The 22490-nt window shown below is 58.5% G+C and carries 21 protein-coding genes; 14 read left to right on the plus strand and 7 right to left on the minus strand.

The window, feature by feature from the left end; translation table 11 throughout:
* Positions 1-16 precede the first annotated feature (16 nt).
* Positions 17-829 carry a tRNA cyclic N6-threonylcarbamoyladenosine(37) synthase TcdA gene (gene tcdA / locus ACA055_RS05715; protein WP_497682750.1) on the plus strand — a complete coding sequence of 271 codons (813 nt, stop codon included), beginning with the start codon at positions 17-19 and terminating at the stop codon, positions 827-829.
* Positions 830-915: 86 nt separating this feature from the next.
* Here tcdA and ACA055_RS05720 read toward each other — a convergent pair whose 3' ends face one another.
* The 7 genes from ACA055_RS05720 to map all read right to left on the minus strand — a co-directional run bounded on the left by ACA055_RS05720 (position 916) and on the right by map (position 9266).
* Complete coding sequence (locus ACA055_RS05720; RefSeq protein WP_497682751.1) at positions 916-1320, minus strand: SufE family protein; 405 nt, start codon at positions 1318-1320, stop codon at positions 916-918.
* The gene (locus ACA055_RS05725; protein ID WP_497682752.1) at positions 1317-2522 is read right to left on the minus strand and encodes an aminotransferase class V-fold PLP-dependent enzyme; all 1206 of its coding nucleotides are present in this window, start codon (positions 2520-2522) and stop codon (positions 1317-1319) included. The genes ACA055_RS05720 and ACA055_RS05725 overlap by 4 nt, the downstream gene beginning before the upstream one ends.
* A gap of 139 nt (positions 2523-2661) precedes the next feature.
* Positions 2662-3696 (minus strand): 2,3,4,5-tetrahydropyridine-2,6-dicarboxylate N-succinyltransferase, encoded by a 1035-nt coding sequence (dapD, locus tag ACA055_RS05730; protein ID WP_497682753.1) that lies wholly within the window; start codon positions 3694-3696, stop codon positions 2662-2664.
* A 32-nt stretch (positions 3697-3728) separates the two neighbouring features.
* The gene (locus ACA055_RS05735) at positions 3729-4091 is read right to left on the minus strand and encodes an ArsC family reductase (RefSeq protein ID WP_007949322.1); all 363 of its coding nucleotides are present in this window, start codon (positions 4089-4091) and stop codon (positions 3729-3731) included.
* Between the two features lie 323 nt (positions 4092-4414).
* On the minus strand, positions 4415-5614 hold the full coding sequence (gene dapC, locus ACA055_RS05740) for a succinyldiaminopimelate transaminase (RefSeq protein ID WP_497682754.1): 1200 nt from the start codon (positions 5612-5614) through the stop codon (positions 4415-4417).
* A 121-nt stretch (positions 5615-5735) separates the two neighbouring features.
* Positions 5736-8438, minus strand: a complete 2703-nt coding sequence (locus ACA055_RS05745; RefSeq protein WP_497682755.1) for a [protein-PII] uridylyltransferase — start codon at positions 8436-8438, stop codon at positions 5736-5738.
* Between the two features lie 45 nt (positions 8439-8483).
* Positions 8484-9266 carry a type I methionyl aminopeptidase gene (map, locus tag ACA055_RS05750; protein WP_497682756.1) on the minus strand — a complete coding sequence of 261 codons (783 nt, stop codon included), beginning with the start codon at positions 9264-9266 and terminating at the stop codon, positions 8484-8486.
* 373 nt (positions 9267-9639) lie between these two features.
* On the opposite strand from map, the gene rpsB reads away from it, so the two are divergent.
* From rpsB to lpxA, 13 genes are all read left to right on the plus strand, one after another.
* Entirely contained in the window at positions 9640-10377 is a 738-nt protein-coding gene (gene rpsB / locus ACA055_RS05755) for a 30S ribosomal protein S2 (RefSeq protein ID WP_007907989.1), read from the plus strand.
* A gap of 191 nt (positions 10378-10568) precedes the next feature.
* Positions 10569-11432 (plus strand): translation elongation factor Ts, encoded by an 864-nt coding sequence (tsf, locus tag ACA055_RS05760; protein ID WP_497682757.1) that lies wholly within the window; start codon positions 10569-10571, stop codon positions 11430-11432.
* A gap of 211 nt (positions 11433-11643) precedes the next feature.
* Entirely contained in the window at positions 11644-12387 is a 744-nt protein-coding gene (pyrH, locus tag ACA055_RS05765; protein WP_003172271.1) for a UMP kinase, read from the plus strand.
* Positions 12384-12941 (plus strand): ribosome recycling factor, encoded by a 558-nt coding sequence (frr, locus tag ACA055_RS05770; RefSeq protein WP_008028968.1) that lies wholly within the window; start codon positions 12384-12386, stop codon positions 12939-12941. The genes pyrH and frr overlap by 4 nt, the downstream gene beginning before the upstream one ends.
* Positions 12942-12954: 13 nt before the next feature.
* Positions 12955-13710, plus strand: a complete 756-nt coding sequence (gene uppS, locus ACA055_RS05775; protein ID WP_497682758.1) for a polyprenyl diphosphate synthase — start codon at positions 12955-12957, stop codon at positions 13708-13710.
* Positions 13710-14516 carry a phosphatidate cytidylyltransferase gene (locus ACA055_RS05780; RefSeq protein WP_497682759.1) on the plus strand — a complete coding sequence of 269 codons (807 nt, stop codon included), beginning with the start codon at positions 13710-13712 and terminating at the stop codon, positions 14514-14516. Before uppS ends, ACA055_RS05780 begins: the two co-directional genes overlap by 1 nt.
* Entirely contained in the window at positions 14513-15703 is a 1191-nt protein-coding gene (ispC, locus tag ACA055_RS05785; RefSeq protein ID WP_497682760.1) for a 1-deoxy-D-xylulose-5-phosphate reductoisomerase, read from the plus strand. Before ACA055_RS05780 ends, ispC begins: the two co-directional genes overlap by 4 nt.
* A gap of 54 nt (positions 15704-15757) precedes the next feature.
* Positions 15758-17110, plus strand: a complete 1353-nt coding sequence (gene rseP / locus ACA055_RS05790; RefSeq protein WP_497682761.1) for a sigma E protease regulator RseP — start codon at positions 15758-15760, stop codon at positions 17108-17110.
* A 74-nt stretch (positions 17111-17184) separates the two neighbouring features.
* Positions 17185-19560 carry an outer membrane protein assembly factor BamA gene (gene bamA / locus ACA055_RS05795; protein WP_497682762.1) on the plus strand — a complete coding sequence of 792 codons (2376 nt, stop codon included), beginning with the start codon at positions 17185-17187 and terminating at the stop codon, positions 19558-19560.
* 45 nt (positions 19561-19605) lie between these two features.
* Positions 19606-20109, plus strand: coding sequence for an OmpH/Skp family outer membrane protein (locus tag ACA055_RS05800; RefSeq protein ID WP_010462812.1), 504 nt, complete (start codon positions 19606-19608; stop codon positions 20107-20109).
* A gap of 3 nt (positions 20110-20112) precedes the next feature.
* A complete protein-coding gene (lpxD, locus tag ACA055_RS05805; protein WP_497682763.1) occupies positions 20113-21168 on the plus strand; it encodes a UDP-3-O-(3-hydroxymyristoyl)glucosamine N-acyltransferase in 1056 nt (351 codons plus the stop codon).
* Between the two features lie 108 nt (positions 21169-21276).
* On the plus strand, positions 21277-21717 hold the full coding sequence (gene fabZ / locus ACA055_RS05810) for a 3-hydroxyacyl-ACP dehydratase FabZ (protein WP_007907157.1): 441 nt from the start codon (positions 21277-21279) through the stop codon (positions 21715-21717).
* The gene (lpxA, locus tag ACA055_RS05815) at positions 21714-22490 is read left to right on the plus strand and encodes an acyl-ACP--UDP-N-acetylglucosamine O-acyltransferase (RefSeq protein WP_497682764.1); all 777 of its coding nucleotides are present in this window, start codon (positions 21714-21716) and stop codon (positions 22488-22490) included. The genes fabZ and lpxA overlap by 4 nt, the downstream gene beginning before the upstream one ends.

Below are 22490 nucleotides of genomic sequence, written 5' to 3' on the forward strand. Positions count from 1 at the left end.
TTTTGGGGTTATGGTCATGAGTACAGAAAATCCGCGGTTTGCTGGCATCGCCCGTTTGTATGGCATCGAAGGCCTTGAGCGCTTGCGCGCGGCCCACGTGGCGATTGTTGGCGTCGGTGGCGTCGGTTCCTGGGCGGCGGAAGCCATTGCCCGTTGTGGCGTCGGCGAGATTTCGCTGTTCGACCTGGACGACGTCTGCGTCAGCAACGCCAACCGTCAGTTGCACGCACTGGACAGTACCGTCGGCAAACCGAAGGTCGAGGTGATGGCCGAGCGCCTGCGCGGGATCAACCCGGACTGCACGGTGCACGCGGTGGCGGATTTCGTCACCCGCGAGACCATGGCCGAGTACATCACGCCGAATATCGACTGCGTGATTGACTGCATCGACAGCGTCAACGCGAAAGCGGCGCTGATCGCCTGGTGCAAACGCCGCAAGATCCAGATCATCACCACCGGTGGCGCGGGCGGGCAGATTGACCCGACGCTGATCCAGGTTTGCGACCTCAATCGCACCTTCAATGACCCGCTGGCCTCAAAAGTGCGCTCCACATTACGCCGTGATTACGGTTTCTCCCGCACCGTGACCCGCCATTACAGCGTGCCGTGTGTGTTTTCCACCGAACAACTGCGCTACCCGAAACCGGATGGCAGCATTTGTTTGCAGAAGAGTTTTGTCGGGGATGGCGTGAAGCTGGACTGCGCCGGTGGGTTCGGCGCGGTAATGATGGTGACGGCGACGTTCGGCATGGTCGCGGCGACCAAGGCTGTGGATAAGATTGTGGCGGGTGTGCGGCGGCCGGCGGATCGGGTCAAGCCTCAGGTTTGATGGCGTGACTGATGGCCTCTTCGCGAGCAAGCTGCTCCCACAGAGCTAGGTGAATCCTGTGGGAGCGGGCTTGCTCGCGAAGGCGATTAACCAGCCAACTCATTCATCCGCTGTAACACCGCATTCAACCCATTACTGCGCGATGGCGACAACTGTCGCGACAGACCCAACTGATTAAACCAGTCCGGCAAATCCACCTGCTGCAACTCAGCCGCCGACAACCCGTTAACCCGCGCCAGCAATAAAGCCACCAATCCGCGAATCAACCGCGCATCGCTGTTGGCGCTGAACTGCCAGTGACCGTCGTGCAACGCACCCACCAGCCACACCTTGCTTTCACAGCCATGAACTCGATTGGCGTCGACCTTATCCACATCGCTCAGCGCGGGCAGACGGTCGCCCCACTGCATCAACAGACGTGCCCGTTGCTCCCAGCCTGGCACGTTCTGAAAGGCTTCCAGTGCTGCCACGGCATTCACGGGCAAGCTCATCGCAGCAACTCCAGCGCCTGATCCAGCGCCTCAAAGAACCGTTCCAGGTCTTCGGAATCGTTGTACAGCGCCAGCGACACCCGAATCGCTCCGGCCAGCTCGAAGCTTTTGAGCAACGGCATGGCGCAGTGATGACCGGCGCGCACCGCGATCCCCTGTTCCGTCAGTAGATGCGCCAGATCAGAGTTATGCACACCCTCGACGACAAAACTGGCCAGTGCCAATTGAGGTTTGCCCAACAGACGAATGCCGTTGCGTGCCTCAAGCCCCTTGAGCAGATAGTCATGCAACGCCGCTTCATGGGCAGACACGGCGTCCTGATCGAGCCCGGCGAGATAATCCAGGGTCGCCCCCAGACCAATCACACCCGCGATCGGCGGTGTGCCAGCTTCGAAGCCCAGCGGAGCAGGGCGAAAGCGTGCGTCGTGGTAATTGGCATCCAGCACCATCTCGCCACCGAATTGCCACGGGCGCAGCTGGTGCAGCGCGTCGTTGCGCCCGAACAGCACGCCCAAGCCATCGGGGCCGTAGAGCTTGTGGCTGGAAAACACATAGAAGTCGCAGCCCAGCGCCTGCACGTCATGGCGGCCATGGACCACGCCCTGGGCGCCATCGACCACGGTCAGCGCGTTGTGCGCCTGGGCCAGCGCCAACAGCGCGGGCAACGGTTGCCAGGCGCCGAGCACATTGGACAGCTGACTGACCGCCAGCAAGCGGGTGCGCGGGCCGATCAATCGAGTGGCGGCTTCAAGGTCGATTACGCCGTCGGCATCCAGCGGCAGGATCACCAGCTTAAGGTCGCGACGATGAGCCAGTTGCTGCCACGGCAGCAGGTTGGCGTGATGCTCCAGAGCGCTGATGACAATCTCGTCGCCTGGAGTGAAAAGATGTTCCAGGCCATAAGCCAGGAGATTCAGCGCGGACGTCGCGCCGTGGGTGAAGATGATCTGCCCGCAATCGCCGGCATTGAGCCAGTGGGCGACTTTGCTGCGGCTGTCCTCGAACGCTTGGGTGGCGTGGGCGCCGGGCAAGTGTTGTGCCCGATGCACATTGGCCGCGCCGTTGGCGTAGTAATGCGCCAGGGCATCCAGCAGGACTTGAGGTTTTTGCGTAGTGGCGGCGTTGTCCAGATAGGTCTGGTCTTGCCGTTGCAATGCGGCGATGGCCGGAAAATCGGCGCGCCAGGGAGAGGCAATCATCATGTTGTTCGGCCCTGGTGACATGGGCGGATATGCGCCTGACCTTGTGGGAGCGGGCTTACCCGCGAAGCTTTTAGCGGCCTCAAGGGCCCCTTCGCGAGCAAGCTCGCTCCCACAGGTTCAGTTTCGTTGCCCGCAACGCTTAGTTGTGAGCGTGCAGCGCTTCGTTCAGTTCGATAGCCGATTTGTGGGTTTTGCATTCCACGGCACCGGTTTCCGAATTGCGGCGGAACAACAGGTCAGGTTGACCGGCCAGTTCACGGGCCTTCACGACTTTGACCAGTTTGTTGTTCTCGTCCAGCAGCGCCACTTTGGTGCCAGCGGTCACATACAGGCCCGATTCAACGGTATTGCGGTCGCCCAACGGAATACCGATACCGGCGTTGGCGCCGATCAGGCAGCCTTCGCCGACCTTGATCACGATGTTGCCGCCACCCGACAGGGTGCCCATGGTCGAGCAACCGCCGCCCAGGTCCGAACCCTTGCCGACGAACACACCAGCCGACACACGACCTTCGATCATGCCCGGGCCTTCGGTGCCGGCGTTGAAGTTGACGAAACCTTCATGCATGACGGTGGTGCCTTCACCGACGTAAGCGCCCAGGCGAATACGTGCCGCATCAGCGATACGCACGCCGGCCGGGACTACGTAGTCGGTCATTTTCGGGAACTTGTCCACCGAGAACACTTCCAGCAGCTCGCCACGCAGGCGGGCTTCGAGTTGATGCTCGGCCAGTTCGGCCAGGTCGATCGCACCCTGGCTGGTCCAGGCCACGTTGGGCAGCAGCGGGAAGATCCCGGCCAGGTTCAGGCCGTGGGGCTTGACCAGACGATGGGACAGCAAATGCAGCTTGAGATAGGCCTCAGGGGTGGACGACAGCTGCGCGTCTTCGGCCAGCAACGTGGCGACCAGCGGCTTGTGGCTCTCGGCCAGGCGAGTCAGCAAGGCAGCCTGGGTTGCGTCGACGCTTTTGAGCGCTTCAGCCAGTTGCGAAGCCTGAGCGGTACTGAAGGCGATGGCCTGATTGCCGTCGCTGTAGCCCAGAATCGGCGCGATGGCCGCGACCAGTTCGGCCGACGGGTTGAGCAATGGCTGCGCGTAAAACACTTCCAGCCATGCGCCTTGACGGTTTTGAGTGCCGACACCAAAGGCCAGGCTGAACAGGGTAGTGGACATGTCTATACCTCTAACAAAATTGAACGGGCTGCTTACTTGAGAGCTGCCGCGTAGATATCTGGCTTGAAGCCAATCAGGGTTCGGTCACCGAGATCGAGCACCGGGCGCTTGATCATCGAGGGTTGCGCGAGCATCAGTTCGATGGCTTTCGGCTGGTCGAGATCGGCTTTGCGTTCGTCGTCGAGCTTGCGAAAGGTCGTGCCTGCACGGTTCAACACCACTTGCCAGCCGTGCTCGTCGCACCATTGGGTCAGGTGTTCACGGTCGATTCCGGCCGTCTTGTAATCATGAAAGTCATAGCTGACAGCGTGTTCATCGAGCCAGGTGCGCGCCTTTTTCATGGTGTCGCAGGCTTTGATGCCGAAAAGGTGCAACGTTTTGCTTGAAACGGTCAAGGAATTGCCCCCTTTGCAGGTGCTGGAAAAAAAAGGTGAAGGATTATGCCATGACCGGACGGTTTCGCGTCGGCCGTGGTCGGGTTTGTCCCTTTGTTTGGGCAATCAGTCGGGTCGTGTGGCCTTGGTGCAACGGTCAGTGCGCAGTCTAAGCGGCTAATATGGCACTTCAATGCTGTAGTTGCGGGGAAGTCTAGGGTGAGCTGGATTTGAGTGAGGCAAACCTGGCTCAGGTCAAATAAGTGAGTAGCTTCTTTGATGAACCGTAGCATCGCTGCTTATAAAAATACCCGCATTACATTGCGCAATGCGGGGAGAGCGCGTTACTTGTTGCGGGTAACAAATGCGCGAATCCGCTCGGCGGCCTCCACACATTCAGCCAGCGGCGCAACCAAGGCCATCCTTACCCGACCTGCACCCGGATTAAAACAGGCTACTTCACGGGACAGATAGGAGCCGGGCACTACGGTGACATGTTCCTGAACAAACAGATCACGGCAGAACGCCTCGTCATCACCTTCAACATTCGGCCACAGATAAAAACCACCATCCGGGCGCTGCACATCCATCACCGGGCTGAGGATTTCCAGCACCGCGTCGTATTTCTCGCGATACAGCGCACGGTTGGCGCGCACGTGCACTTCGTCGTTCCACGCGGCAACGCTGGCCAGTTGCGTTTGAACCGGCATCGCACAGCCGTGATAGGTGCGATAGAGCAGGAAGCCTTTGAGAATGTCCGCATCACCGGCCACAAAGCCCGAGCGCAGGCCCGGCAGGTTGGAGCGCTTGGACAGGCTGTGGAACACCACGCAACGCTTGAAGTCCTTGCGACCCAGTTCTACGCAGGCGCTGAGCAGGCCGGCCGGCGGCGTCTGTTCGTCGAAGTACAGTTCGCTGTAGCACTCGTCCGCGGCGATCACGAAGTCGTATTCGTCGGCCAGGGCGATCAGTTTTTTCAGGGTTTCAACGGGGATCAAGGCGCCGGTCGGGTTGCCTGGCGAGCACAGGAACAGGATCTGGCAGCGTTTCCAGATTTCCGGTGACACGGCGTCGAAATCCGGGTTGAAGCCGTTTTCATCCAGGCATGGCAGGTAATGTGGCTTGGCCCCGGCGAGGAACGCCGCACCTTCGTAGATCTGATAGAACGGGTTCGGGCTGACCACCAAGGCATCTTCGCCACGGTTGACCACGGTCTGGGTGAAGGCGAACAGCGCTTCGCGGGTGCCGTTGACCGGCAGCACATTGCGCGCCGGGTCGAGCCAGCCGCTCGGGACGCCGAAGCGACGCTCGCACCACGCGGCGATGGCTTCACGCAGGGCTGGAATGCCGAGGGTGGTCGGGTACACGGCCATCTGATCCAGATTGCTCGCCAGAGCTTCGGCGACAAAGCTTGGCGAACGGTGTTTCGGCTCGCCGATGGACAGCGCGATAGGGCGCTTGTCCGGGTTAGGCGTGACGCTGCCGAGCAGGGCGCGGAGCTTTTCGAACGGGTAGGGCTGCAACTGGTTCAGAGCGTTGTTCATAAGGGGCCTCTTTTAATGTGGGAGCGAGCTTGCTCGCGAAAGCGGTGTGTCAGCAGCGTGGATGTCGACTGACACTCCCTTCTCGCGAGCAAGCCCGCTCCCACAGGGGGAATTTGTTAATTCAGATACTCAGGCGCGACAGTTTGATATCGGGCTCGTTGCTGACGGTCAGTTGCTCGACGATCGCATCCTGCAAGCGACTGCACAGCAGAGGGTCGGACAACGGCTGATTGTTGGCGTCGGTGATAAAGAACACGTCTTCCACCCGTTCGCCGAGAGTGGCGATCTTGGCGTTCTGCAGCGACAGGTCGAACTCGAGGAAGATCGTGCCGATCCTCGCCAGCAGGCCGGGGCGATCGGGAGCGCTGAGCTCCAATACAGTTACCGGACGCTGGGCGTCGTTGTGGATCGTCACCTGCGGTGCAAACGCAAAATGCTTGAGCTGGCGCGGCACCCGACGCTGAATGATGGTTGGGTAGTCGTCCGGGTTGCGCAGGGCTTCGGTGAGACCTTCGCGGATCTGCTTGACCCGCGCCGGGTTATCGCCGATCGAGTCGCCGTCGGTGTCGAGCACGATGTAGGTGTCGAGGGTGAACTGGCTGCTGGAGGTGATGACCCGGGCGTCATGGATGTTCAGGTTGAGCTGGTCCATTGCGGCCACGGTCACGGCGAAGAAGTCGTGTTGGTCCGGCGCATAGATGAAGATCTGCGTGCCGCCTTCGAATTCGCGCTGGGTGGTTTCCTTGATCAGCACCAGCGGTCCGCCGTCGGCTGGTTGCTGGAGGATTGCGTCGCTGTGCCAGGCCACATCGCCGGCAGTGTGGCGCAGGAAATAGTCATCGCCCAATTGCGCCCACAGTTGTTCGACGTCGTCCGGGTCGGTACCCCCGCGCACCAGGATGTCCAGGGCGGCGCTCTGTGTCTGGCGGATTTGCTCTTCGCGGTCCACCGGGTTTTCCAGGCCACGACGCAAGGCGCGCTTGGTCTCGGTGTAGAGCTGGCGCAACAGGCTGGCGCGCCAGGAATTCCACAACGTCGGGTTGGTGGCGTTGATGTCGGCAACGGTCAGTACGTACAGATAATCGAGGTGAGTTTCATCGCCAACGATCTGCGCGAAATCGTGGATCACCTGCGGGTCGGATAAATCCTTGCGCTGGGCCGTAGTCGACATTACCAAATGGTTCTGCACCAACCAGACGATCAGGCGGCTGTCCCAGATAGGCAGCTGGTGGCGCTGGCAAAAGGCCTCGGCATCCACCGCGCCGATTTCCGAGTGATCGCCATGTCGGCCCTTGCCGATGTCGTGGTACAGACCAGCCAGGTAGATCAGCTCGGGCTTGGGCAGCTTGGCCATGAGCTTGCTGGCCAGCGGGAATTTTTCCGACACCTGGGTGTACTGCAACTTACGCAGGTGTTTGATCAGATTCAGCGTATGAGCGTCGACCGTATAGATGTGGAACAGGTCGTGCTGCATCTGCCCGACAATGAAGCCGAACTCCGGCAGATAACGCCCGAGAATGCCGTAACGATTCATCCGGCGCAGGTTGCGGTGGATGCCGATCTTGCACTTGAACAGTTCGATGAACAGGCTGGTGTTGCGAATGTCATTGCGGAAGTCGTCGTCGATCAGATGACGGTGCTCGCGCAACAGACGAATGGTATCGGCGCGCACGCCTTTGATTTCCGGCTGTTGGGCCATCAGCACGAAGATTTCGAGCATGGCGAACGGTGTGCGGCGGAACACGTTGTCGTTGCGCGCCTCGATGTAGCCGTCATGCAGCTGGAATCGCGAGTTGATCGGCTGCGGCGGCGCTTCGTCTTCCGGGGCGAGGATGACTTCCTCGAAGTGCTGGATGATCAGGTCACTGAGCTGGGCAATGCTCATGACCACCCGGTAATACTGCTGCATGAAGTTTTCGATGGCCTGCTTGGCGTCATCGCCTTTGAAACCCAGCAGCCCGGCGATGGTGCGCTGGTGATCGAACAGCAGGCGGTCTTCAGAGCGACCGGCGAGCATGTGCAGGGCGTAACGCACTTTCCACAGGAACTCCTGGGAAGAGGCGAGCAGGGCGTTTTCGCTTTCGACCAGGAAACCTTCGCCGGCCAGTGCCCGCAGGTTCAGGGTGCCGTATTCGCGACGGGCAACCCACAGAATCGTCTGAATATCCCGCAGGCCGCCGGGCGAGCCTTTGACGTTGGGTTCCAGGTTGTATTCGGTGTCGTTGTACTTGTGGTGACGGGCCTTTTGTTCGGCACGCTTGGCCAGGAAGAAATCCTTGCTCGGCCACATGTGCGCCGTGCTGGTGACCTCCAGCATGCGCTGACGCAGACGCTCGGGGCCGCAGATAGTGCGGCTTTCCATCAGGTTGGTGACTACCGTCAGGTCGGCGCGGGCCTCAACGGCGCACTCGTCCACCGAGCGAACGCTCTGGCCGACTTCCAGGCCGATGTCCCACAACAGCGTCAGAAAACGCTCGATGGAATCACGGAAAACTTCATGATCGGCGCTGTCCAGCAGGATCAGCAGATCGATGTCGGAATAAGGGTGCAACTCACCGCGTCCATAACCACCGACCGCAACCAGCGCGATGTCGGCATCTTCGCTCCAGTTGAACTGCTCCCAGGCCTTTTGCAGGATATTGTCGACGAACCAGGCGCGATCCTCGATCAGCCGGCGAATCTCCCGGCCGCTGCGAAAGCGCCCGTCGAGCACCTCGCGGGCCTGGCGGATCGCCTTCTTGAAGGCCGCGATCGGGCTCGCCTTCAGGGCCAGTTCAGCCTGGAACTGGCCTCGGTCGAAGAGTTCTGGATCCACCTGCGGCATCGATTGGCTTTCCTATCTATAAGGCTGGGAACGGAGCGGGTCGGATCAGGCCGAAACGCGCGCGATGGTGTCATCGGCGCGCAGGGTGAAGATCTCGTAACCGGTGTCGGTCACCAGCAGGGTGTGTTCCCACTGTGCAGACAGCTTGCGGTCCTTGGTGATTGCGGTCCAGCCGTCGCCCAATACCTTGGTGTCGGCCTTGCCCTGATTGATCATCGGCTCGATGGTGAAGGTCATGCCGGCTTTCAGTTCCATGCCGGTGCCGGCGCGGCCGTAGTGCAGGATCTGCGGCTCTTCATGAAAGACTTTGCCGATGCCGTGACCGCAGAACTCGCGAACCACCGAAAAACCGTTCTTTTCGGCGTGCTTCTGAATCACTTCACCGATATCCCCCAGGCGGCAGCCGGGTTTGACGATTTCGATCGCCTTGTACATGCATTCCTGGGTCACTTGTGACAGGCGTTCGGCCCAGACTGGCACGGTGCCGACGTGGAACATGCGGCTGGTGTCGCCGTGGTAACCGTCCTTGATGACGGTGACGTCGATGTTCAGCGTGTCGCCATCCTTCAGCGCTTTCTCGTTCGGGATGCCGTGGCAGACCACGTGGTTGATCGAGGTGCAGATCGACTTGGGGAAGCCTTTGTAGTTGAGCGGGGCAGGGATGGCTTGCTGCACGTTGACGATGTAGTCGTGGCAGATGCGATCCAGTTCTTCGGTGGTGATGCCCGGCTTGACATGTTCGGCAATCATTTCCAGCACATCGGCGGCCAGTTTGCCGGCGACACGCATTTTAGCGATGTCCTCGGGGGTTTTGAGGGTGACGGTCATACAGGCTCTCTCTGCGCTCGATGGCGCTTTCTAAAACGAAAAGGGCGTTGCGCGATCGATCTTCGCGACCCTGAAAAACGCGATTCTAACAGACGATCAGCGCAAATCTGAGCCTCTGTACGTCGCTTCTCTATATAGAATGGTGCATTCTTGGCGGATTCCAAGGGGCAGGACATATGCGCCCGCCAGGATTTCAGAATCCGGGTTCCGTTTTCGCCTGCCTTGTGATATAAAATGCGCCGCTTTCCGGGTATCCCCTGAAAAGCCTAAATCCACACACGTGTCGACACGATGACCTGGGTGCCTTCAGCTGATGCTGCTGGTTGGTCATTGGGATACGTGGAGGCCAAACCCGACTTATTAAGGAACTATCATGTCCCAAGTCAACATGCGCGATATGCTGAAGGCCGGTGTGCACTTCGGTCACCAGACCCGTTACTGGAACCCGAAAATGGGTAAGTACATTTTCGGCGCGCGTAACAAGATCCACATTATCAACCTTGAAAAAACCCTGCCAATGTTCAACGAAGCTCTGACTTTCGTAGAGCGTCTGGCCCAGGGCAAAAACAAGATTCTGTTCGTCGGCACCAAGCGTTCCGCTGGCAAGATCGTTGCTGAAGAAGCAGCACGTTGCGGTTCGCCGTACGTCGATCACCGCTGGTTGGGCGGCATGCTGACCAACTTCAAAACCATCCGTGCTTCCATCAAGCGTCTGCGTGACCTTGAAGTGCAAGCCGAAGACGGTACTTTCGCCAAGCTGACCAAGAAAGAAGCGCTGATGCGCACTCGCGATCTTGAGAAGCTCGATCGTTCCCTGGGTGGTATCAAGGACATGGGCGGTCTGCCAGACGCTCTGTTCGTTATCGACGTTGATCACGAGCGCATCGCGATCACCGAAGCCAACAAGCTGGGCATCCCGGTTATCGGCGTAGTCGATACCAACAGCAGCCCGGAAGGCGTTGACTACATCATCCCAGGCAACGATGACGCAATCCGCGCTATCCAGCTGTACATGGGTTCGATGGCTGACGCAGTAATCCGCGGTCGCAACCACGTTGCTGGTGGCACCGAGCAGTTCGTCGAAGAAGCTCCGGCAGCTGCAGCTGAGTAATTGACGCCTTGGCGTTGACTCAGTAAGCAAAAAGGGGGCTTGGCCCCCTTTTTGCCACCTCGAAAACCATTTGTCGGCAGCGCAGCTACAGATCTGTAACGTGCAGCGGCCTACAAGGGTGGTTCGGGAAGAATTGATCGCCCGTTCGATCGGGTGGAATGGTTGAAAACCTATCCAAGAGGAATTTTGAAATGGCAGAGATTACTGCAGCGTTGGTCAAAGAACTGCGCGAGCGTACTGGCGAAGGCATGATGGACTGCAAAAAGGCCTTGACCAAGGCTGGCGGCGACATCGAAAAAGCCATTGATGACATGCGTGCTTCGGGCGCCATCAAGGCTGCCAAGAAAGCTGGCAACGTTGCCGCTGAAGGCGCTATCGCTCTGAAAGAAGACGGCAAATCCGCCGTTCTGCTGGAAGTGAACTCGCAGACCGACTTCCTGGCTCTGCAGGACGACTTCAAGGCATTTGTTGCTGCAAGCGTTGAAAAAGCGTTCGCCGACAAACTGACTGACGTTGCTCCGCTGATCGAAGCTCAAGAAGCAGATCGCCTGGTACTGGTCGGCAAGGTTGGCGAAAACGTCAACATCCGTCGCCTGGCACGCGTTGAAGGTGACGTTGTTGGTGGCTACCTGCACGGCAACAAGATCGGTGTTGCAGTTGTCCTGAAAGGCGGCACTGTTGAGCTGGCCAAGGACATCGCCATGCACGTAGCGGCGACCAACCCTGAATTCCTGCTGCCATCGGAAGTTTCCGATGAGGCGGTTGAGCGTGAGAAGGGCGTGTTCCTGACTCTCAACGCTGACAAGATCGCCGGCAAGCCGGAAAACATCGTTGAAAACATGGTCAAAGGCCGTATCAGCAAGTTCCTGGCCGAAGCCAGCCTGGTTGAGCAGGCGTTCGTCAAGAACCCTGAAATCAAGGTCGGCGAGCTGGCCAAGAAAGCCGGTGCTGAAATCGTTTCCTTCACCTACTTCAAAGTAGGCGAAGGCATCGAGAAGCCGGTCGACAACTTCGCTGAAGAAGTTGCTGCCCAGCTGGCTGCCGCCAAGCAATAAGACGGTTTTATAACTGTCGCCCTGAAGAGGCTGCCCGCTTACGCGCGCAGCCTCTTTTCAGATGGGATACCAACTTTTAATTGGTTTCCGTTTGGAACTGGCTTACAAAGCCATGTTCCGATGGCGCTGAAGCAGCGCCAAGCTAGAGTGAACGCCAGCTGTAAACAGCTCGCAAAGAATTTTTTAAAATACGCCGCAGGAGAGATTCGCAATGGCTCAGCAGGGCAGTGGTTATCAGGCTCGCTATAAACGCATTCTACTCAAGCTTAGCGGCGAGGCCCTGATGGGCTCGGAAGAGTTCGGGATCGATCCGAAGGTTCTGGATCGCATGGCGCTGGAAGTTGGCCAGTTGGTCGGCATCGGCGTCCAGGTCGGTCTGGTGATCGGCGGCGGCAACCTGTTCCGCGGTGCGGCACTGAGCGCGGCCGGCATGGATCGTGTCACTGGCGACCACATGGGCATGCTGGCCACTGTGATGAACGCCCTGGCCATGCGCGACGCGCTGGAACGTGCCAATATCTCGGCAATCGTGATGTCGGCCATTTCCATGGTTGGCGTGACCGATCATTATGATCGCCGCAAAGCCATGCGCCACCTGAACGCCAAGGAAGTCGTGATTTTCGCGGCCGGTACCGGTAATCCGTTCTTCACCACGGATTCGGCAGCCTGCCTGCGTGCAATCGAAATCGATGCCGATGTCGTGCTCAAGGCGACCAAGGTCGATGGCGTCTACACCGCTGACCCATTCAAAGACCCGCATGCCGAGAAGTTCGATCATCTGACTTACGATGAAGTGCTGGATCGCAAGCTGGGCGTGATGGATCTGACCGCCATTTGTCTTTGCCGCGACCACAAGATGCCGTTGCGCGTATTTAACATGAACAAGCCCGGCGCCCTGCTGAACATCGTGCATGGCGGCGCTGAAGGGACCCTGATCGAGGAAGGCCAACAATGATCAACGAAATCAAGAAAGACGCTAAAGAGCGTATGCAGAAATCCGTCGAATCGCTGATGCACAACTTCGGCCGTATTCGTACCGGCCAGGCGCACCCAAGCATTCTTGAAGGCGTGATGGTGCCGTATTACGGTTCCGACACTCCGATCAAGCAGGTGGCGAACATCACCGTTAAAGACGCCCGCACCCTGCAAGTCGTTGCCTTCGAGCGCAACATGCTGGGCGCGGTCGACAAAGCCATCGGTAGCGCGGGTCTGAACCTCAACCCGACCAACCTGGGTGAGTTGCTGCTGATCTCCATGCCGGCCCTGACCGAAGAAACCCGCAAGGGCTTCACCAAGCAGGCTCGCGATGTCGCTGAAGATGCCCGTGTTGCGGTGCGCAACATTCGTCGTGATGCGAACAGCCAGCTCAAGGATCTGGTCAAGGAAAAAGAAATCAGCGAAGACGAAGAACGTCGCGCCACTGGCGAAATTGATGATCTGACCAAAAAGTACGTGGCTGAAATCGACGCGAATTTGGCGCAGAAAGAAAAAGACCTGATGGCCGTATAAGGGTCGCGTTTTCATGGATAAGACCAAGCAGATTGCGCCGTCCGCGGTGCCGCGCCATGTCGCGATCATCATGGATGGTAATAATCGCTGGGCGAAAAAGCGCTTTATGCCGGGTGTCGCCGGGCATAAAGCGGGCGTGGATGCCGTGCGTGCCGTCATTGAGGTGTGTGCCGAAGCCAAGGTCGAGGTGCTGACCCTGTTCGCCTTCTCCAGCGAGAACTGGCAGCGCCCGGCCGATGAGGTCAGTGCCTTGATGGATTTGTTCTTCAAGGCATTGCGTCGCGAGGCCAAGCGCCTGAACGACAACAACATCACGTTGCGCATTATTGGTGACCGTTCGCGCTTTCATCCTGAGTTGCAGGCTGCCATGCGTGAAGCTGAAGCCATGACCGCGGGCGCCAACCGCTTCGTTCTGCAGATCGCCGCCAATTACGGCGGTCAGTGGGACATCGCGCAAGCCGCGCAGCGCCTGGCACGGGAAGTTCAGGCCGGGCATCTGCGCCCGGAAGACATTACCCCTGAACTGTTGCAAACCTGTCTGGCCACCGGTGATCTGCCGTTGCCGGACTTGTGCATCCGTACCGGTGGCGAACATCGCATCAGTAACTTCCTGCTGTGGCAACTGGCTTACGCCGAGTTGTACTTCTCCGACCTGTTCTGGCCGGACTTCAAACACGACGCCATGCGCAACGCGCTGGCCGATTTCGCTTCTCGCCAGCGCCGCTTCGGTAAAACGAGCGAGCAGGTCGAGGCTGGGGCCCGGGTTTAATGCTTAAACAACGAATCATTACCGCGCTGATTTTGCTGCCGATTGCTCTGTGCGGGTTTTTCCTGCTTGAGGGTTCCGGTTTTGCACTGTTCATCGGGCTGGTCGTGACTCTGGGTGCCTGGGAGTGGGCGCGCCTGGCGGGTTTTGCTGCCCAGCCAGTCCGAGTTGCTTATGCGGCGGTGGTGGCGTTGATGCTGTTTGTCATGCACATCGTGCCGGGGCTCGCGCCCTGGGTGTTGGGTGCCTCGGTGCTTTGGTGGGGCGTTGCGACCTATTTGGTGCTGACCTATCCGCGCTCCAGCGAATATTGGTCCAGTGCTGCCTGCAAATTGGTGATCGGTTTGCTGATCCTGTTGCCGGCCTGGCAAGGTCTGGTCCAGATCAAGCAGTACCCTTTGGGTAACTGGCTGATCATGGCGGTGATGGTGTTGGTCTGGGGAGCCGATATCGGTGCCTACTTTTCCGGTCGGGCCTTTGGCAAGCGCAAACTGGCACCACACGTCAGCCCGGGCAAAAGCTGGGAAGGCGTTTATGGCGGTTTGTTGCTGAGTCTGGTGATTACGGCCATCGTCGGTTTCGTGCGTGACTGGAGTTTCGCTCAGATGCTGATGGGGCTGGCGGGGGCCGCAGTGATCGTATTCATTTCGGTGGTGGGTGACCTCACCGAAAGCATGTTCAAGCGCCAGTCCGGGATCAAGGACAGTAGCAATCTGCTGCCGGGTCACGGTGGTGTGCTGGATCGTATCGACAGCCTGACGGCGGCGATTCCAGTGTTTGCCGTACTGTTGTGGATGGCGGCACCGTGAGCCGCCCACAACAGATTACGGTTCTGGGGGCGACTGGCTCGATCGGTCTGAGCACTCTCGACGTCATCGCTCGCCATCCCGAGCGTTATCAGGTTTTCGCCTTGAGCGGTTTCACTCGTATGAGTGAGCTGCTGGCGCTGTGCGCGCGTCATGCGCCGCGGTTTGCGGTCGTGCCCGAGGCGGGTGTCGCGCGAGGCTTGCAGGACGACTTGCGTGCAGCGGGCCTGTCGACCCGGGTGTTGGTGGGGGAAGAGGGCCTGTGTCAGGTGGCTTCCGATCCTGAGGTCGATGCAGTCATGGCAGCCATCGTTGGTGCGGCAGGCTTGCGTCCGACCCTGGCGGCGGTCGAAGCCGGCAAGAAAATCCTCCTGGCTAACAAAGAAGCCCTGGTGATGTCCGGTGCGCTGTTCATGCAGGCCGTGCGCAAAAGCGGTTCGGTGCTGCTGCCGATCGACAGTGAGCACAACGCGATTTTCCAGTGCATGCCACAGGATTTCGCTCGCGGTCTCGGTGCGGTCGGTGTGCGTCGGATTTTACTGACAGCCTCCGGTGGTCCGTTCCGGCAGACGCCGATGGCCGAGCTGGCGCATGTTTCCCCTGAGCAAGCATGTGCGCACCCGAACTGGTCCATGGGGCGCAAGATTTCGGTCGATTCGGCCAGCATGATGAACAAAGGGCTGGAGCTGATCGAAGCCTGCTGGCTTTTCGACGCCAAACCATCCCAGGTGGAAGTGGTGATCCATCCGCAGAGCGTGATTCATTCGCTGGTCGACTATATCGATGGTTCGGTATTGGCCCAGCTGGGTAATCCGGACATGCGCACGCCGATCGCCAATGCCTTGGCTTGGCCGGAGCGTATCGATTCGGGTGTTGCACCGCTAGACCTGTTTGCCATCGCGCGCCTGGACTTCCAGGCACCCGATGAGGAGCGTTTCCCTTGCCTGCGTCTGGCACGTCAAGCAGCCGAAGCGGGGAATAGTGCCCCGGCCATGCTCAATGCGGCGAATGAAGTGGCTGTCGCGGCCTTTCTCGACGGACGGGTTCGTTACCCGGAAATCGCGAGTATCATCGAGGAAGTGTTGAATCTCGAGCCTGTTGTAGCGGTGGATGATCTCGAGGCGGTGTTCACGGCAGATGCGAAGGCGCGTGTGCTGGCCGAACAATGGTTGAGTCGTCACGGGCGGTAAGTGCTGCAATACGTTGGCCCAATGCAGCACCGGATAGGATTGCGGAGAAAGTAGATGAGCGCGCTCTATATGATTGTCGGCACCCTGATAGCTTTGGGCGTGCTGGTCACCTTCCACGAATTCGGCCATTTCTGGGTCGCACGTCGCTGTGGGGTCAAAGTGCTGCGTTTCTCCGTGGGCTTCGGGATGCCTCTGCTGCGCTGGCACGACAAGCAAGGCACTGAGTTCGTCGTCGCTGCCATCCCGCTGGGCGGCTATGTGAAGATGCTCGACGAGCGCGAAGGTGATGTGCCGGCCGATCAGCTCGATCAATCCTTCAATCGCAAATCTGTCCGTCAGCGTATTGCTATCGTTGCGGCTGGCCCGATTGCCAACTTCTTGTTGGCGATGATTTTTTTCTGGGCGCTCGCCATGCTCGGCAGCGAGCAGGTGCGCCCGGTCATCGGTGCCGTCGAATCCGGCAGCATCGCCGCCAAGGCCGGTTTGAGTGCTGGTCAGGAAATCATTGCCATTGATGGTGAGCCAACTTCAGGCTGGGGCGCGGTAAACCTGCAGCTGGTCCGACGCCTTGGCGAGAGTGGTTCCCTGCAATTGCTTGTCCGCGAACAGGGTTCCACTGCGGATTCGCCCCGTGAGCTGGCGCTGGATAAATGGCTCAAGGGGGCCGATGAGCCGGATCCGATTCGCTCGCTGGGTATACGTCCTTGGCGTCCTGCGCTGCCACCGGTACTGGCCGAAATTGATCCGAAAGGCCCGGCCCAGGCTGCTGGCCTGAAGACCGGTGACCGGTTGCTGGCGCTCGATGGCAAGTCGCTGGATGACTGGCAGCAGGTGGTCGACACGGTGCGTATGCACCCTGATACCAAAATCATGCTGCGCATCGAACGCGATAGTGCTCAAATCGACGTCCCTGTGACACTGTCGGCTCGCGGCGAGAAGAAGGCGCCCAGTGGTTATCTGGGTGCTGGGGTGAAAGCAGTCGATTGGCCGCCAGAGATGATTCGCGAGGTCAGTTACGGTCCTGTGGCAGCGATTGGGGAGGGTGCTCGACGCACCTGGACCATGAGCATACTGACCCTCGATTCGCTCAAGAAAATGTTGTTCGGCGAGCTCTCGGTAAAAAACTTGAGTGGACCGATAACCATTGCTAAAGTGGCGGGCGCTTCTGCCCAGTCGGGCGTCGCTGATTTCCTGAATTTCCTTGCTTATCTGAGTATTAGCTTGGGTGTTCTGAATTTGCTGCCCATTCCTGTACTGGATGGGGGGCATTTGTTGTTTTATCTGATCGAGTGGGTGCGTGGTCGCCCCTTGTCAGATCGGGTGCAGGGTTGGGGGATACAGATCGGTATCAGTTTGGTGGTCGGGGTGATGTTGCTTGCTCTGGTCAATGATCTGGGTCGACTGTAACGCTTCGCTGAATTGCGAATCTGCCGCATTTTGCGGCAGTTTGTTTATTGCCAGTTGGAATAAGAAAGGACTTCATGAAACGTCTGCTGCTAACTGCGGTTCTCACCGTATTGATGATCGCCGAAGTTCACGCCGAGTCCTTCACTATCTCTGATATTCGCGTCAATGGCCTCCAGCGGGTCTCCGCGGGTAGCGTCTTTGGTGCTTTGCCGTTGAACGTCGGTGAACAGGCGGATGATCGTCGCCTGGTGGAATCCACTCGTGCGTTGTTCAAAACCGGTTTCTTTCAAGATATCCAGCTGGGCCGCGATGGCAACGTCCTGGTCATCACGGTAGTCGAGCGTCCGTCGGTCGCCAGTATCGAGATCGAGGGTAACAAGGCGATCTCCACTGAAGACCTGATGAAGGGCCTCAAACAATCCGGTCTGGCCGAAGGCGAGATCTTCCAGCGTGCCACTCTTGAAGGTGTGCGTAACGAACTGCAGCGCCAATACGTTGCCCAGGGTCGCTACTCCGCCACCGTCGACACTGAAGTGGTACCGCAGCCGCGTAACCGCGTTGCACTGAAGGTCAACATCAACGAAGGCACCGTCGCTGCTATCCAGCACATCAACGTGGTGGGTAACACCGTATTCCCTGATGAAGACCTGATCGACCTGTTCGAACTCAAGACTACCAACTGGCTGTCGTTCTTCAAGAACGACGACAAGTATGCCCGTGAGAAACTGTCCGGTGACCTGGAGCGTCTGCGTTCCTACTACCTGGACCGTGGCTACATCAACATGGATATCGCTTCGACCCAGGTGTCCATCACCCCGGACAAGAAGCACGTCTATATCACCGTCAACGTTAACGAAGGTGAGAAATACACCGTTCGTGACGTCAAGCTGAGCGGCGACCTGAAAGTCCCCGAAGATCAGGTCAAGTCCCTGCTGCTGGTCCAGAAAGGCCAGGTGTTCTCGCGCAAGTTGATGACCACCACTTCCGAGCTGATCACCCGCCGCCTGGGTAACGAGGGTTACACCTTCGCCAACGTCAACGGTGTGCCTCAGCCTAACGACGAAGATAATACGGTAGACATCACTTTCGCCGTTGATCCGGGCAAGCGTGCTTACGTCAACCGTATCAACTTCCGCGGCAACACCAAGTCCGAAGACGAAGTGCTGCGTCGTGAGATGCGTCAGATGGAAGGCGGCTGGGCTTCTACCTACCTGATCGACCAATCCAAGACTCGTCTTGAGCGTCTGGGCTTCTTCAAGGAAGTCAACGTCGAAACACCGGCCGTGCCGGGTGTCGATGACCAGGTGGATGTGAACTACAGCGTCGAAGAACAGGCTTCCGGTTCGATTACCGCCAGTGTCGGTTTCGCCCAGAGCGCCGGTCTGATCCTCGGTGGTTCGATCACTCAGAACAACTTCCTGGGTACTGGTAACAAGGTCAGCGTTGGTTTGACCCGTAGTGAATACCAGAGCCGCTATAACTTCGGTTATGTCGACCCGTACTGGACCGCCGATGGCGTGAGCCTGGGTTACAACGCGTTCTATCGCACGACCGACTATGACGATCTCGACGTCGACGTAGCCAGCTATGCGGTAGACAGCCTCGGTGCGGGCGTGAGCGTCGGTTACCCGATCAGTGAGACTTCGCGTTTGACCTTCGGCCTGACTGCGCAACAAGACAAGATCAAGACTGGCGTCTACACCGTTGACGAGATTTTCGACTTCGTTAACAAGGAAGGCGACAACTACCTGAACTTCAAGGCCTCGGCCGGTTGGTCCGAATCCACTCTGAACAAGGGCGTACTCGCCACCCGTGGTCGTTCCCAAAGCCTGGTGCTGGAAACCACCACGCCAGGCAGCGACCTGTCGTTCTTCAAGCTCGACTACCGTGGCCAGGTGTTCCAGCCGCTGAGCGAAAACTACACCGTGCGCCTGCACACCGAATTGGGTTATGGCGATGGTTACGGTTCGACCGATGGCTTGCCATTCTATGAAAACTACTATGCTGGTGGTTTCAACTCGGTTCGTGGCTTCAAGGACAGTACGTTGGGTCCTCGTAGTACCCCAAGCCGTGGTACGAACCCGGGCACTGCAGAAGATCCGGACCAGGATCCTCTGCCATTCGGCGGTAACGTCCTGATCCAGGGTGGTGTGGAGCTTCTCTTCCCTCTGCCATTCGTCAAGGACCAGCGGTCCCTGCGTACCTCGGTATTCTGGGATGTGGGTAACGTATTCGACTCAACGTGCAAAGAGACCACCAACGCAAACGGTTCGTCGTCCAATACGAAGTGCAACGACATCAGCCTGAGCAACATGGCCAGTTCCGTCGGTGTCGGCGTGACCTGGGTTACCGCGCTGGGTCCTCTGAGCTTCGCGTTGGCCATGCCGATCAAGAAACCGGATGACGCTGAGACTCAAGTGTTCCAATTCTCCCTCGGCCAGACGTTCTAAGTGTCTGACCCAAGATAACGACAATGGATTTTGTAGGAGTGCATCGTGCGTAAGTTGACTCAATTGGTTCTCCTGGCGACCGTACTGGTAGCAGGTCCGGCTTTTGCCGACATGAAAATCGCCGTTCTGAACTATCAGATGGCTCTGCTTGAATCCGACGCGGCCAAGAAATACGCCGTCGATGCCGAGAAGAAGTTCGGTCCGCAACTGAGCAAGCTCAAGACGCTGGAAAGCAGCGCCAAGGGCATCCAGGATCGTCTGATGGCCGGTGGCGACAAGATGCAGCAAGGCGAACGTGAACGTCTGGAGCTTGAATTCAAGCAAAAGGCCCGTGACTTCCAGTTCCAGTCCAAGGAATTGAACGAAGCCAAAGCCGTTGCTGACCGTGAAATGCTGAAGCAGCTCAAGCCGAAACTGGACAGCGCTGTGGAAGAAGTCATCAAGAAAGGTGCTTTTGACCTGGTCTTCGAGCGTGGCGCAGTGATTGATGTCAAACCTCAGTACGACATCACTCGCCAGGTTATCGAGCGCATGAATCAGCTGAAGTAATCCATGACAGCGACTATGAAGCTCGGCCAGCTGGCCGAGTTCCTCGGCGCCACCCTGCGTGGCGACCCGGAGAAAGAAATCACTGGGCTAGCCACTTTGCAAGAGGCTGGCCCAGCTCAGTTGAGCTTTCTGGCAAATCCTCAGTACCGTAAGTACCTGGCTGACAGCCATGCCGCAGCTTTGTTGCTGAAGGCTGCTGACGCTGAAGGTTTTGCCGGTAATGCATTGGTAGTGCCTGATCCGTATCTGGCCTACGCGCGGGTTTCCCATCTGTTCGATCCCAAGCCTAAAGCGGTTGCCGGTATTCATCCGACAGCGGTTGTGGCAGCGGATGCAATGGTCGATCCGGCGGCGAGTATTGGCGCCTTTGCAGTGATCGAAAGCGCAGCTCGTATTGCTGCGGGCGTGACCGTCGGCGCGCACTGCTTCATCGGTGCCCGTTGCGAGATTGGCGAGGGCGGCTGGCTGGCCCCGCGAGTGACGCTGTATCACGATGTTCGCATTGGCAAGCGGGTGGTGATCCAGTCGGGTGCGGTACTGGGTGGCGAAGGTTTCGGTTTTGCCAACGAGAAAGGTGTCTGGCAGAAAATCGCCCAGATCGGTGGTGTTCTGGTCGGCGATGATGTGGAGATTGGCGTGAATACCGCCATCGACCGCGGCGCCCTGGCCGACACTGTCCTCGGAAACGGTGTGAAGCTCGACAATCAGATTCAGATCGCCCATAACGTCCAGGTGGGTGATCACACGGCCATGGCTGCGTGCGTGGGGATCTCCGGCAGCACCAAAATCGGCAGGCATTGCATGCTCGCCGGTGGCGTAGGGCTGGTGGGGCATATCGAGATTTGCGACAACGTTTTTATCACCGGGATGACCATGGTGACCCATTCGATTACCGAACCGGGTTCCTATTCTTCCGGTACGGCCATGCAACCGGCTGCCGAATGGCGCAAAAGCGCGGCACGCATCCGTCAGCTCGATGACATCGCGCGGCGTCTGCGACAGCTGGAAAAGCGTGTAGGGGAAGTGACCCCTGACGGTAATGCTTCATCAGATGGCTGATACCATTTCCATATCAAGTGTGCACAGCCGCTAGACTGCCTCCTTGATTTGCTAGAGGAGCGCGCGTCAGTCGCGCGTTCCCAATCTTTACATAGGCTTCCCCCCGAAATGATGGACATCAACGAGATTCGCGAATACCTGCCTCACCGTTACCCGTTCCTGCTGGTGGACCGGGTCGTGGATCTGGATGTGGAAGGCAAGCGCATTCGCGCCTACAAGAATGTCAGCATCAACGAACCGTTCTTTAATGGTCACTTCCCTGCGCATCCAATCATGCCGGGCGTGTTGATCATCGAAGCGATGGCTCAGGCTGCCGGGATCCTTGGTTTCAAAATGCTCGACGTGAAGCCGGCCGATGGCACGCTTTATTACTTCGTCGGCTCGGACAAGCTGCGCTTTCGCCAGCCAGTATTGCCGGGTGATCAACTGATCCTTGAAGCCAAGTTCCTGAGCTGCAAGCGTCAGATCTGGAAGTTCGAATGCCAGGCTTCGGTCGATGGCAAACCAGTCTGCTCCGCTGAAATCATCTGCGCGGAACGCAAACTATGAGTTTGATTGACCCTCGCGCAATCATCGATCCGGCGGCCATTCTGGCCGACGACGTCGAGGTCGGCCCTTGGTCGATCATCGGCGCAGGTGTGGAAATCGGCGAGGGGACAGTGATCGGGCCGCATGTGATTCTCAAAGGCCCGACCCGAATCGGTAAGCACAACCGCATCTACCAGTTTTCTTCGGTAGGCGAGGACACGCCCGATCTGAAATACAAGGGTGAAGAAACCCGCCTTGTCATCGGTGACCACAACGTCATCCGTGAAGGCGTGACGATTCACCGTGGGACGGTTCAGGACCGTTCGGAAACAACCCTGGGCGATCACAACCTGATCATGGCCTATGCCCACATCGGCCACGACAGCGTCATCGGCAACCACTGCATCCTGGTCAACAACACCGCGTTGGCCGGTCATGTGCACGTTGAAGACTGGGCGATCCTGTCCGGTTTTACCCTGGTTCACCAGTATTGCCACATCGGCGCCCATAGCTTCTCCGGCATGGGTACCGCCATCGGCAAGGATGTGCCCGCGTATGTCACGGTGTTCGGCAACCCGGCCGAAGCTCGCAGCATGAATTTCGAAGGCATGCGCCGTCGCGGTTTCAGCGAAGATGCGATCCACGCCCTGCGTCGTGCCTACAAGGTGGTTTACCGCCAGGGCCTGACAGTTGAGCAAGCACTCGCCGAGCTGGCCGACCCTTCGGCTCAGTTCCCGGAAGTCGCGGTGTTCCGTGATTCCATTCAGTCTTCGACCCGCGGCATCACTCGTTAA

It is taken from the genome of Pseudomonas sp. LBUM1657, from assembly GCF_059716075.1.

Excerpts from the sequence above, each read along its gene's own strand:
- tcdA (WP_497682750.1), top strand. The coding sequence starts at position 17 with ATGAGTACAGAAAATCCGCGGTTTGCTGGCATCGCCCGTTTGTATGGC.
- ACA055_RS05720 (WP_497682751.1), bottom strand. The coding sequence starts at position 1,320 with ATGAGCTTGCCCGTGAATGCCGTGGCAGCACTGGAAGCCTTTCAGAAC.
- ACA055_RS05725 (WP_497682752.1), bottom strand. The coding sequence starts at position 2,522 with ATGATGATTGCCTCTCCCTGGCGCGCCGATTTTCCGGCCATCGCCGCA.
- dapD (WP_497682753.1), bottom strand. The coding sequence starts at position 3,696 with ATGTCCACTACCCTGTTCAGCCTGGCCTTTGGTGTCGGCACTCAAAAC.
- dapC (WP_497682754.1), bottom strand. The coding sequence starts at position 5,614 with ATGAACAACGCTCTGAACCAGTTGCAGCCCTACCCGTTCGAAAAGCTC.
- ACA055_RS05745 (WP_497682755.1), bottom strand. The coding sequence starts at position 8,438 with ATGCCGCAGGTGGATCCAGAACTCTTCGACCGAGGCCAGTTCCAGGCT.
- map (WP_497682756.1), bottom strand. The coding sequence starts at position 9,266 with ATGACCGTCACCCTCAAAACCCCCGAGGACATCGCTAAAATGCGTGTC.
- rpsB (WP_007907989.1), top strand. The coding sequence starts at position 9,640 with ATGTCCCAAGTCAACATGCGCGATATGCTGAAGGCCGGTGTGCACTTC.
- tsf (WP_497682757.1), top strand. The coding sequence starts at position 10,569 with ATGGCAGAGATTACTGCAGCGTTGGTCAAAGAACTGCGCGAGCGTACT.
- pyrH (WP_003172271.1), top strand. The coding sequence starts at position 11,644 with ATGGCTCAGCAGGGCAGTGGTTATCAGGCTCGCTATAAACGCATTCTA.
- frr (WP_008028968.1), top strand. The coding sequence starts at position 12,384 with ATGATCAACGAAATCAAGAAAGACGCTAAAGAGCGTATGCAGAAATCC.
- uppS (WP_497682758.1), top strand. The coding sequence starts at position 12,955 with ATGGATAAGACCAAGCAGATTGCGCCGTCCGCGGTGCCGCGCCATGTC.
- ACA055_RS05780 (WP_497682759.1), top strand. The coding sequence starts at position 13,710 with ATGCTTAAACAACGAATCATTACCGCGCTGATTTTGCTGCCGATTGCT.
- rseP (WP_497682761.1), top strand. The coding sequence starts at position 15,758 with ATGAGCGCGCTCTATATGATTGTCGGCACCCTGATAGCTTTGGGCGTG.
- bamA (WP_497682762.1), top strand. The coding sequence starts at position 17,185 with ATGAAACGTCTGCTGCTAACTGCGGTTCTCACCGTATTGATGATCGCC.
- lpxD (WP_497682763.1), top strand. The coding sequence starts at position 20,113 with ATGACAGCGACTATGAAGCTCGGCCAGCTGGCCGAGTTCCTCGGCGCC.
- fabZ (WP_007907157.1), top strand. The coding sequence starts at position 21,277 with ATGATGGACATCAACGAGATTCGCGAATACCTGCCTCACCGTTACCCG.
- lpxA (WP_497682764.1), top strand. The coding sequence starts at position 21,714 with ATGAGTTTGATTGACCCTCGCGCAATCATCGATCCGGCGGCCATTCTG.